An 11,428-nucleotide genomic window follows, 5' to 3' on the forward strand; every position below is an offset into this window, starting at 1 on the left:
TGGTTATGAAATATTTTATTATTTTATTATCGCTTGTACTGGGGCTTAATGGATGCAAACAAAGGGATGTGTCGACGGTAAATGTAAAGGAAGAAGAACCCCGGACCTCTGTTACATTAACTCACGTGACTTTAGGTAAAATCGAGAAAGAAATCGTATTCTCTGCAACCACGGTCTTTCAAAATAAGTCAGTTATCAGTGCGCCGATTCCTGCTTTCATTACAGAAGTTCTCGTGACCCCGGGAGTAAGGGTGAAAGTGGGGCAGACTCTTTACAAGATCGAGAGTAAAGAACAACACGCTTTAGGGAATGGAGATCATGTCTCCATTCCCATAAAAGCGGAACGTGACGGTATTATTCTTGACGTACAGCAACAGGTAGGAAGTTATGTCACTGAAGGTGCGGTACTTTGTTCTATCGCCGAGTTAGAAAGCCTTGCCTTCGAGATTAATATTCCTTACGAGCAACAACGGTATGCGCGTGCCGGGAATAAGTGCATACTGGAATTACCTGACGGAACCCGACTGACGGCGACGGTTCATTCTCCATTGGCAATGATGAATACGACTTCACAGGCCGAGAGGGTGATTGCACGGGCAAAAACACTTTTCCTGCCTGAAGGGATGAATGTTAAGGCTGTGTTTACAGTAAGTGATTCGTCATCGGGTAATGGTATGATACTTCCCAAAGGTGCTGTACAGAGCGATGAGACGCTTACTGAACATTGGATTATGAAGTTATCTGACGATAGCACGGCAATCAAAGTTCCAGTAGAAATTGGTAACAGCAACGCTTTGGAAATTGAAATTAAATCGTCCGCCTTGTCTCCACGAGATCGTGTTGTCCTCACTGGCGGTTATGGTTTGGAAGACGGGGCAAAAGTATTCATTGTGAAAGGGGAGGAGGAATTATGAATACGATACAGAAAAAAGGTCTCCATCAACTGTATTGCCGCCCGATTCTATTTGTGGGATTGCTTTTGTTGCTTGCGGGAGTGTGGTGTTATATGCGGATGCAGACCAATTTGTTTCCGGAGGTGTTGTTTCCCCGCATTACGGTGATAGCCGATGCCGGGCAACAGCCTGTTGATCGCATGATGATAACCGTTACCAAACCTTTGGAGAGTGCGGTGAAGAAAGTGCAGGGTACGATTGTTGTCAAAAGTAGTACAAGCCGGGGCAGTTGTGTGATAGATGTTTATTTCAACTGGGGATTGGATATTTATGCCTTAAAGACCCAACTGGAAAGTCGCATTAATGAGATTAAAAATTTTTTGCCTGATGGCACGGTTATTTCGACCGAAGCGATGAATCAGTCTTTGTTTCCGGTTTATGGGTTCACGTTGGAAAGTAAGACACACGGCCGGATAGCCCTGCATGATGTGGGAAATCTTGTGGTTCGTCCGATGTTCTCGCAAGTGGACGGTATCAGTAATGTTGTGGTGCGTGGGGGGAAGGTGAAAGAGTTTGTTGTCAAACCCGATGCTTCAAAGATGACAGCTCTTGGTATCACTCCGGCACAGATAAAAACAGCTTTTGCACAAACAAATTTTGTACTGGGAAATGGTAACGTGGCAGATTATAGTCGTTTGTATTTGACACTGACTGATACACGAATCAATGATATGGAAGAGTTACGGAATGTGATTATCCGTAATGATGGTAAGCGGATCATCCGTTTACGTGATATAGCAACCGTCGAGATTCAGGAGCAACAAGAATTTTTGAAAATTAATGCGGATGGAAATGATGCCGTACTCGTTGATTTGGTGAAACAGCCGGGAGTGAATCTGATAGATTTCGCCAAACACGTGGAAAATAAGGCTGATGAGATAAGAAAGCAACTTCCGGTGGGTTATGAACTTAAACCTTATTATAATCAAAGTGCTTTCGTGGGCGATAGTATTCACAGTGTGCTGAAAACGATCTATGAAGGTTTGTTCCTTGCTCTTATTGTCATGGTCCTTTTCCTTCGTTCATGGCGGTCTAGTTTGGTGGTTATGCTGACTATTCCCGTTACGGTGGCTTTTAGTATTCTGCTTTGTTATTTGGCTGGTATTACCATTAATGTCATGTCACTTGGTGCGATGGCTGCTTCGGTAGGGCTGATTATTGACGATGCCATTGTCGTTATCGAACAGATTTATCGGGAGCATGAGGAACGGCCCGGTATAGACCGTTTCACGGTGGTACGCCATGCCATTCGAAACCTTTTTCCTGCCATGGTGGCTTCTTCTCTTTCAACGATTGTCATTCATTTCCCGTTCCGGTTGATGAGTGGGTTGGCAGGTAGTTTTTTCAAGGAACTGTCCGATACGATGCAACTTACGCTTGTTGCATCATTTCTCGTAACTTGGTTGTTACTGCCCGTGTTACATCTCGTTATAGGATATAAGAAACAGTTTCGTCCGAAGGATTTGGACGTCAAGAAACTGGAAGAAAATTCCATCCGGAAAGTTCATTTCCTGACGGTAGTTTACCGTAAACCGTTGATTGCTGCTGGATTCGTCCTGCTCTTGGGTATGGGGGGCTGGTATACCGCTTCTCGATTACCTTCTGGTTTTTTACCTGATCTGGATGAAGGAACGATTGTGCTTGATTATCATTCTCCTGTCGGAACGGATATAGAGGAAACTGACCGTTTGTGTCGACAGATGGAACGTATCATAATGGCTCATCCCGATGTACAGGTCTATTCACGACGCACGGCTCTAGGTATGTCGTTTAAGACTCGTCCCAGTAATTTCGGTGATTACTTGATCCAATTGAAGACCGACCGAAAAGTAAGTACACCCGAGGTGATCAGCGATCTGCGCCGGCAGATTTCTGTTGCGGTCCCGTTGATGACGATTGATTTCGGGCAACGTATTTCAGACTTGTTAGGTGACTTGATGAGTACGCCCAAACCTATCGAGGTGAAAATTTTTGGTGATGACTATGCTGTTTTACAACGGTTGGCGGGTGATGCGGAAAAAGTTATGCAGGCTGTTTCGGGTATTGTTGATATAGATAACGGTCTTGTACCTGCCGGAGCCTCATTGGTCTTTACCCCCAATCAAGAACGTCTTTCACAATTTGGGATTTCGATGACTGATTTTCAGGAACAACTTACAGCACACACGGGTGGAATTCCTCTTTGCCAGTCCTCCAACATGATCGAGCCGAATCCTGCCCAGGCAGCCATGACGGGCGGACTGCAGATTGGTTCCGTGCAGGAGGGGGAACAAATGCGCCGAATCTTACTCCGTTTTACGGATTTTAAAGATAATTCCCCTGAATGGTTGGAGAATCAGCCTATTTTTTTGCCTGATGGTAGCACTCGTCCACTCAATTTCTTTTGTGATGTACGTGTCACTCCGGGAGAAATAGAGCAACGGCGTGAAGATTTGAAAAGTAATATTACTCTTACCGCTCGATTGGAAAACAGGGACTTGGGTCGTGCGATAGCCGACTTGCAAGCGGCTCTTGATACGCAATTTCGCCTTCCTCAGGGGTACAGTATCTCGTACGGTGGGGCCTATTCCGAACAACAACAGTCATTCCGCGAATTGATGGTGATTCTTGCGCTTGCTGTGTTGTTGGTTTTTGCTGTTCTGATGTTTCTTTTCCGTGAATGGAGTATATCGTTGACCGTATTGTTTATTTCCGTGCTGGGCATCTGCGGTTGCTTGTTGGCATTGTGGTTGACGGGTGTACCCCTTAATGTGAGTAGTTATACGGGTATTATTATGGTGGTAGGTATTATTGCCGAGAATGCTATTTTCACCGTGTGGCAGTACAAGATGAATCGCCATTCGGGTGGAGATGTTTTTGAAGCTGTGGATTATGCTATAGCCCTACGTATTCGTCCCAAACTGATGACGGCTATTGGTGCGGTACTTGCTCTCATGCCTTTGGCTTTGGGAATTGGGCTGGGCGCACAAATGCAACAACCGTTGGCGGTGGCTGTCATCGGGGGATTTGTCGTCGGTTTACCATTACTTTTGTTGGTATTGCCGAGTATGATGTTGTTAATTTATAAAAAGAATGGATGAAACATAGATAAATAACAATGGGTTTACGGTAAGATTCTGGTAAATCTTCAAATTTTCTTCAAAATCGTCCGATATTTTTACGGTCCTAATTCAATAAGATTATGACAGTATGAAAAGGATTGTACTATGTATCATTGGCATTTGTAGCTTTGCTTTCTTATCGGCTCAAAATTTAGTAGAAGAGGATAGTCTGCGTGTTCCTGCGACAAGTAACTTTAGTAAAAGGCTTGACAGGTTCTCATCTTCCCGGCTTTACCAAATGACGTATATCGGTGTGCCGTTAGTGGTTGGTGGCTTGATCGTGAAAAGTGAAGACGACCATTTTCGGGGTTTGCGCAATACTTATCTGCCGCAGTTTGATCGACATTTGGATGATTATCTACAATATACTCCTGCCGCGGTAATGCTTGGCATGAAAGTGGCAGGAGTACAAAGTCGTAGCTCATGGGACAGGATGCTGGTTTCCGATGCCTTTTCTATTCTTCTTATGGGGGGAGTCGTAAATTCGTTGAAACAAACAACTCATGTTGAGCGTCCGGACGGGTCAAATAAACACTCTTTTCCCTCCGGGCATACCGCTACGGCATTTATGACTGCCACCATGTTTAATAAGGAATACGGGCATAAGAGTCCGTGGGTTGGTATCGGGGCATACGGTGTTGCTACTGCTACCGGATTGATGCGGATGGCAAACAACAAACATTGGTTGAGTGATGTCTTGACCGGGGCGGGTATTGGTATACTTTCAACAGAGGTTGGTTATTATCTAGCGGATTTGATATTCAAGGAAAGAGGGATTAATCGTTTCGCAAATGAAGATATGTTCGACCGCATGGGTAAGCCTTCTTTCGTGAGTCTGTATCTCGGTCTGAATATCCCGTTAAGTGGGTACGATATTGACGAGCAAACGGAGTTCCGTACTTCATCGGGTAGTTCGGCCGGTGTGGAGGGGGCATATTTCTTCAATCCGTACGTGGGTATTGGTGGGCGCTTCACGGTCTCCAATACATCAATAATAGTCAATAAAGATCGGGCGGAGAATAACACGTTCGATGCCTTATCGCTTTGTGGGGGAAGTTATTTTTCATATCCGTTATCTTCACGATGGTTGATAGGCAGTAAACTTTTGGGAGGATATGTACATTATCCGCAATTGAAACTCTCCGACCGATTGGTTCCCGCGAGAAACGGGTTTTGTTTCGGAAGTGGCATTTCTTTGACATTCAAAGCAAAGGAACATTATGGAGTCCGCTTTTTCTTTGATTATAATTTACTTCCGTCGCATAGTAAAAATAGTAATGAATACATGAATACGCTTACTTTGGGAACATCATTCATGATCACCTTTTAAATTCATATTCACCCATGGGGGTGATTACAAAATCGGGAATTTGGGTATGAATATCCGTAATTCATATACAAACCCGCTTGTTCCATTGCCGTAAATTTGCCATCAGAAGTTTAATAATAAAAGATAGCAAATTATGGATGGGAGAAACCTTTTGAAAACAGTATCGAGTTTTGCGCTGCTTACCATGTTGTCATGCAGCCCGACAGTGAAAGAGAATACTGACCAGCCTAATATAATGGAAGTGGAAAAGAAAAATCTCGGCAAACTGTTGGCTCTCTATCCGAAGCCGATGACAGTTGTTGGTACGAAGGTGGAAGGAAAGGTGAATTGGCTTGTTGTCGGACATACGGGTGTTATCGGTCATGATCGCGTACTCGTCAGTATGAGTAAACAACATTATTCCAATCAGGGAATCAAGCAATCGAAAAAACTCTCCATTAATCTCGTTAGCCGGGAGATGCTGCCTAAAGCGGATTATGTGGGTAGTGTGAGTGGGGAGACGGTTGATAAATCGAGCGTGTTTGCTTATCATATCGGGGAGAATGGTACGCCTGTGATTGACGTTTCGCCTTTGACAATGGAGTGTAACGTGGTGGACATTTACGAAACCGAGGGGTTTGATAATTTCATCTGCACCGTGGTTAATACTTATGCGACTCCCGATGTACTTGATCATAACGGTAAACTCGACTATACCCGGTTAAAGCCTGTGTTGTTTGAATTTCCGACTTACTCTTACCTTGCCACGGGGGAGGTGATCGGGAAGTGTCTGAATCTGGATGAGGAACCCGGTATGTGTGCGGAACAACCGATGGCGGCTGATGGTATCGTGCGCCTGTCGAAAATAGAGGTTTATCCGGAGTATCTTAACGAGTATATGAAATACGCGACGGAAGTGGGCGAAGTTTCCCTGCGCACCGAACCGGGGGGGGTGACTATGTATGCTGTCAGCGAAAAGGAGAATCCCTGTATGGTAACGATTCTCGAAACCTATGCCAGTCAAAAGGCTTACGAGTTACATATTGCATCGGAACATTTTCAAAAGTACAAACAGGGAACGTTGCACATGGTTAAGAGACTGACACTTTCTGACCAGACGCCCCTTAATCCTGCAAATCAAATTAATAACTTCATTCAATAAACAAAACGACTATGAATAAATTTCTCTTATTTTCAGTATTCAGTATTTTAACATTCAATGTTATGGCACAAGAAAAGATCGTACAGACGGCTGGGCGTAATCAACTCGGAGAGTTTGCCCCTAAATTTGCGGAACTCAATGACGATGTACTTTTTGGTGAAGTTTGGAGCCGCACGGATAAACTGGGTCTGCGTGACCGTAGTCTAGTAACCATTACCTCCCTCATTAGTCAAGGTATTACGGATAGTTCGCTTACTTATCATCTTCAGTCGGCAAAAAAGAACGGAATCACCCGTACTGAAATTGCTGAGATTATCACCCATATAGGATTTTATGCCGGTTGGCCGAAGGCGTGGGCTGCATTTAATTTGGCCAAGGGAGTGTGGGCAGAAGATTCGACAGGTAATGATGCTAAGGCTGCTTTCCAACGTGAAATGATTTTTCCTATCGGCGAGCCGAATACGGCATACGCGAAGTATTTTATTGGTAATAGCTACCTCGCCCCGGTTTCTCGTGAGCAAGTTGCGATTTCCAATGTTACGTTTGAACCGCGTTGTCGCAATAATTGGCACATCCATCGTGCAACGAAAGGTGGCGGGCAAATGCTTATCGGTGTTGCCGGACGGGGGTGGTATCAAGAAGAGGGTAAGGCTCCCGTGGAGATTCTGCCCGGTACGGTCATCCATATTCCCGCGAACGTGAAACATTGGCACGGGGCTGCCGCTGATAGTTGGTTTGCTCATTTGGCCTTCGAGGTTCCCGGAGAGAAAACCTCCAACGAATGGCTTGAACCGGTTACGGATGAAGAGTACAACAAGCTCGAACAGACCAAATAATGATTCCTGTATAACTATGGATTTCAAGGAATTGAATAACGGGGTGAAGATGCCGATGCAAGGTTTCGGTGTCTTCCAAATACCCGATGCAACCGAGTGCGAGAGAGTCGTTACCGATGCTCTCGCTACCGGTTACCGGCTTATCGACACGGCGTCGGTATATGGAAATGAACGGGCTGTCGGGGCGGCTATTCGCAACAGCGGTATTTTGCGGGAAGAGTTGTTTATTACAACCAAAGCGTGGATTTCGGAGATGGGATACGAACAGACGTTACGGTCATTTGATGTTTCGTTAGCCCGTTTAGGTTTGGATTATCTTGATCTTTATCTGATACATATGCCTTTCGGAGATTATTACGGGGCGTGGCGGGCAATGGAAGAACTTTATTCGGCAGGCCGTGTACGAGCCATCGGGGTTTGTAATTTCGAACCGGATCGATTGTTGGATTTGTGTCACAACGTACGTGTTATCCCGGCAGTCAATCAAATTGAAATGCATCCTTATACCCGGCAAAGTGAGGCGGTGCGGATCATGGAGGAACTTGGCATACAGATGGAGGCATGGGGACCTTTGGCCGAAGGACGGAACGGGTTGTTTACCGATGAAATATTGACCGGAATCGGTCGTAAATATGGTAAATCGGCAGCACAGGTCGTACTACGTTGGCATTTGCAACGCGGTGTTGTTGCCATCCCGAAGTCGGTACATCGGACTCGGATGGAGGAAAATTTCAATATCGGAGATTTCACGTTGTCGGTGGAGGATATGGCGGCAATTGATGCCATGGACACGGGATGTAGCACGATTCTTGATTTGCACGCCCCGGCCGAAGTGGAACGACTTTATAATATTGAATGCCAAGCATAATAAATATTGGAATTTATACATGAATTTGCAGTACATCAACTCCCTCCCCCCTTCGGGGTACTCCCTCTATAAACAGAGGGAGAGTTGAAATACTCTCTATTTTCGGGAAGAGTCACCAGCTCCTCCTCTGTTTATAGAGGAGGTGGCACGAAGTGACGGAGGAGTTTGAGTATGAAAACAAGCATTACCTTCATGGACTGTAAAGTAGTATGTAATTACCATACTATTTTAATTTTGTACTATGGGGATGTACCCATAAGATTTGAAAGAAAATAAAGATATGACAACGAAGGAATTTAATGAATATGTAAAGATGCGTAAGGCGCTTAATACAGGAGAAATACATCGTTTTATGGATGCCATGAGTAACGAGGCGAGACGGATCACATTCCTGTTGAATACGGCATACCGTACACCGGACGAAGTACGTGGGTTGCTTTCCGAATTGTTTGGTTATCAAGTGCCGTCGTCCCTTCGGGTATTTCCTCCGTTTTATGCGGATTTTGGAAAGAATATTACTGTTGGGGAGAACGTATTTATTAATGCCTGTTGTCATTTTCAAGATCATGGCGGGGTGACCATTGGCGATGGATGCCAAATTGGGCATAATGTTGTTTTCGCCACGCTCAACCACGGGTTAGCCCCGGAAGATCGTAAAACGACTTATCCGGCTCCTATTGTGTTGGGTAAAAATGTGTGGGTAGGTTCCAACGCAACAATTCTTCAAGGAGTAACCATTGGTGACAATGCTGTTATCGGTGCGGGTGCGGTCGTTACGAAAGATGTGGCGGCGAATGCGATTGTAGGTGGTGTTCCTGCACGTTTTATCAAAATGATAGACGGGTGAGGATATATTAATTGAAAGATATATTTACTTTATTTTACTCGGTTCTGCTGTTTTATAGAGAGTTCTTTATATATTTGAAAAAATGAACGAGGTAGTTCTAAAAATACAAATATATGATTACAGATATTCGTTTGAGAAGTCAGCAGTTGGTGAACCCAGCTTTTAATGATCCCAAGGAACTTGTGGCATGGATGGGGGCTTTGCAGGGGCAGGAGTATAGTATGGCGAAGTGGGCCGTGGGGTTACGGTTGAAGAAACCGGATATCCGGAAGGTGGAGGCGGCTTTGGAGAAAGGGGAGATATTGCGGACTCACGTGTTGCGCCCGACTTGGCACCTGGTGGTGGCGGAGGATATTCGATGGATGTTGAAATTGTCTGTCAGACGGGTGAAGTTGGCGTACGATTCGTATTGGAAAAATCATGGAATATCGGAAGAGTTGTATATCAAGAGTCTTGAAGTGATCGTGAGGGCTTTGGAGGGGAATCGCTACTTGACCCGTCAGGAGATTGGTGAGGAGTTGAACCGAGCGGGTGTTATCGTGGGGGATGATCTGGTCGGGTATTTTCTGGGAAGGGCGGAAGTTGACAGTATCATCTGTAATGGCGTGGATAAGGGAAATAAACGTACGTATGCTTTGCTGGATGAACGGGTGCCCCCGATGAAAGAGTTACACAAGGAAGAGGCTTTAGCAAAATTGGCGATCAAATATTTCAGAAGTCATTCCCCTGCCAGCTTGCAGGATTTTATCTGGTGGTCGGGGTTATCTATAACGGAAGCAAAACAGGCGGTTGGGTTGATTGATTCGGAACTGATTACGGAGAGGATTGGGGAGACGGACTGGTTAATCCATCATTCGTGTGCAAGGAATGTACGGGCGAAGCAGGTTATACATTTGTTACCCTCGTATGATGAATATCTTATTAGTTATAAAGATCGTTCGATGGCATTAGCGCCGGAATATTATAGGAAGGCTTTTAATACTTTTGGAATTTTCTACCCGGTGATTTTGCATAACGGGAAGATTGTCGGGAATTGGAATAAGTCAGCCAAGAAGAAACAATTCGGGGTAGAATCTTCTTTCTTTATACCGGGTATTGAGGTCGATGAGGGAGAGTTGGATAAGGCAAAAGAAAGGTTTAGAGTGTTTAATAACGAGGGGAATGACTGATGCCGGATCAGTCGAAATGTCGGTGCGGATGTGAGAACAGAAGCAATAAGAGAGAAGCGGGAAATTCGTCCCGTAAGGTTTTTAGGCCTGTCGTGATGTGAGTTTTCACGGTATTCACCGAAATATTTAATTCTTCGGCAATTTCTTTATACTTTTTACATTCGATAAAACTGAGTTTCATCACTTGCGAGCAACGTTCGGGGAGGAGTTCGATGCGGGCCAGAATGCGTTCCAACAATTCTTCCCGGGCGGAATCATCCGATAGCGTGTAAGTCGGGTCGTCGGCAAGGTGTTGACGCACGTGATTATTCTGGATTTTTTTATGTTCCAAGTAGTTCAATGCTCGGTTACGGGTGAGGCTGAACAGGTAGGGAAATATGGGGCGGGTGAAATCAATGGAGGCCCGGTGATACCATAAACTGAGGAACACGTCGTGTACAATGTCTTTGGAGGCATCCAGATCGTTTACCAAGCTCATGGCATGGAAACAGAGGGTACGATAGTGTTGCTTGAATAATTGTTCAAACACGAGGCTACTTTGTTTATTGTCTTGCACACGTTCCATAATCCGCTTTGGTTGTTTGCAAAGTTAGGAAAAGTGAAATTAAAAACAAAATAGCTCCTGATACGTATTCCTGTTTTTTTAATTAATTTTGGCGTTCAAAGATAAGATTATGGAATGGTTGAGTAGTTTATTAACAGAACATTCAGTGATTCAGGCAGTAATCGTGGTTTCACTGGTGTCTGCGGTGGGGCTGGCTTTAGGAAAAATCAGCATGTGGGGCGTGTCGTTGGGAGTAACTTTCGTGTTTTTTGTGGGTATCATGGCAGGACATTTCGGGTTGTCGATCGATCCGCAGATGTTGAATTATGCGGAGAGTTTCGGGTTGATTATTTTCGTGTATGCCTTGGGGGTACAGGTGGGACCCGGTTTTTTCTCTTCCTTGGGAAAGGGAGGGCTGAAATTGAATATGCTGGCCATGTTGGTGGTTTTGTTGGGAATCGTGATGACCTTGGGATTTCATTGGTCCACGGGAGTGTCGTTGCCGGATATGGTGGGAATTCTGAGTGGTGCGGTGACAAATACACCTGCTTTGGGTGCGGCTCAACAGACGTTGAAACAATTGAATGATCCTACGATTCAACAATCAGATCTGGCACTGGGGTGTGCCGTGGCTTATCC

Annotated in this window: 9 protein-coding genes and 1 pseudogene; 9 read left to right on the forward strand and 1 reads right to left on the reverse strand. The window is 45.0% G+C overall.

From position 1 onward, the window contains the following. Positions 1–5 precede the first annotated feature (5 nt). The 8 genes from AB5542_RS13680 (at position 6) to AB5542_RS13715 (ending at position 10,245) form a co-directional block, all read left to right on the forward strand. Positions 6–914: an efflux RND transporter periplasmic adaptor subunit gene (locus tag AB5542_RS13680; RefSeq protein WP_279039860.1), complete on the forward strand. Its 909-nt coding sequence runs from the start codon at positions 6–8 to the stop codon at positions 912–914. Beyond that, positions 911–4,033, forward strand: a complete 3,123-nt coding sequence (locus AB5542_RS13685; protein WP_279039861.1) for an efflux RND transporter permease subunit — start codon at positions 911–913, stop codon at positions 4,031–4,033. Before AB5542_RS13680 ends, AB5542_RS13685 begins: the two co-directional genes overlap by 4 nt. 109 nt (positions 4,034–4,142) lie before the next feature. After that, a complete protein-coding gene (locus AB5542_RS13690; RefSeq protein WP_279039862.1) occupies positions 4,143–5,384 on the forward strand; it encodes a phosphatase PAP2 family protein in 1,242 nt (413 codons plus the stop codon). Positions 5,385–5,517: 133 nt separating this feature from the next. After that, positions 5,518–6,525 (forward strand): flavin reductase, encoded by a 1,008-nt coding sequence (locus AB5542_RS13695; protein ID WP_279039863.1) that lies wholly within the window; start codon positions 5,518–5,520, stop codon positions 6,523–6,525. Positions 6,526–6,536: 11 nt separating this feature from the next. After that, positions 6,537–7,361: a carboxymuconolactone decarboxylase family protein gene (locus AB5542_RS13700; RefSeq protein WP_279039864.1), complete on the forward strand. Its 825-nt coding sequence runs from the start codon at positions 6,537–6,539 to the stop codon at positions 7,359–7,361. Positions 7,362–7,377: 16 nt separating this feature from the next. Continuing rightward, positions 7,378–8,229, forward strand: coding sequence for an aldo/keto reductase (locus AB5542_RS13705; protein ID WP_279039865.1), 852 nt, complete (start codon positions 7,378–7,380; stop codon positions 8,227–8,229). 280 nt (positions 8,230–8,509) lie between these two features. Then, on the forward strand, positions 8,510–9,076 hold the full coding sequence (locus tag AB5542_RS13710) for a sugar O-acetyltransferase (protein WP_279039866.1): 567 nt from the start codon (positions 8,510–8,512) through the stop codon (positions 9,074–9,076). A gap of 113 nt (positions 9,077–9,189) precedes the next feature. Further along, the gene (locus AB5542_RS13715; protein ID WP_279039867.1) at positions 9,190–10,245 is read left to right on the forward strand and encodes a winged helix DNA-binding domain-containing protein; all 1,056 of its coding nucleotides are present in this window, start codon (positions 9,190–9,192) and stop codon (positions 10,243–10,245) included. Between the two features lie 7 nt (positions 10,246–10,252). On the opposite strand, the gene AB5542_RS13720 is transcribed toward AB5542_RS13715, so the two are convergent. Continuing rightward, positions 10,253–10,810: an RNA polymerase sigma-70 factor gene (locus tag AB5542_RS13720; protein ID WP_118302721.1), complete on the reverse strand. Its 558-nt coding sequence runs from the start codon at positions 10,808–10,810 to the stop codon at positions 10,253–10,255. A gap of 109 nt (positions 10,811–10,919) precedes the next feature. On the opposite strand from AB5542_RS13720, the pseudogene AB5542_RS13725 reads away from it, so the two are divergent. Further along, positions 10,920–11,428 (forward strand): annotated as a pseudogene (locus tag AB5542_RS13725) (transporter); the annotation flags it as partial.

It is taken from the genome of Butyricimonas sp. RTP31003st1_G1_RTP31003_210430 (assembly GCF_040920905.1).
GTDB lineage: Bacteria > Bacteroidota > Bacteroidia > Bacteroidales > Marinifilaceae > Butyricimonas > Butyricimonas paravirosa.

Bases quoted from the DNA above. Each gene is read 5' to 3' on its own strand.
- AB5542_RS13680 (WP_279039860.1), top strand. From the start codon at position 6: ATGAAATATTTTATTATTTTATTATCGCTTGTACTGGGGCTTAATGGA.
- AB5542_RS13700 (WP_279039864.1), top strand. From the start codon at position 6,537: ATGAATAAATTTCTCTTATTTTCAGTATTCAGTATTTTAACATTCAAT.
- AB5542_RS13710 (WP_279039866.1), top strand. From the start codon at position 8,510: ATGACAACGAAGGAATTTAATGAATATGTAAAGATGCGTAAGGCGCTT.
- AB5542_RS13720 (WP_118302721.1), bottom strand. From the start codon at position 10,810: ATGGAACGTGTGCAAGACAATAAACAAAGTAGCCTCGTGTTTGAACAA.
- AB5542_RS13715 (WP_279039867.1), top strand. From the start codon at position 9,190: ATGATTACAGATATTCGTTTGAGAAGTCAGCAGTTGGTGAACCCAGCT.
- AB5542_RS13705 (WP_279039865.1), top strand. From the start codon at position 7,378: ATGGATTTCAAGGAATTGAATAACGGGGTGAAGATGCCGATGCAAGGT.
- AB5542_RS13685 (WP_279039861.1), top strand. From the start codon at position 911: ATGAATACGATACAGAAAAAAGGTCTCCATCAACTGTATTGCCGCCCG.
- AB5542_RS13690 (WP_279039862.1), top strand. From the start codon at position 4,143: ATGAAAAGGATTGTACTATGTATCATTGGCATTTGTAGCTTTGCTTTC.
- AB5542_RS13695 (WP_279039863.1), top strand. From the start codon at position 5,518: ATGGATGGGAGAAACCTTTTGAAAACAGTATCGAGTTTTGCGCTGCTT.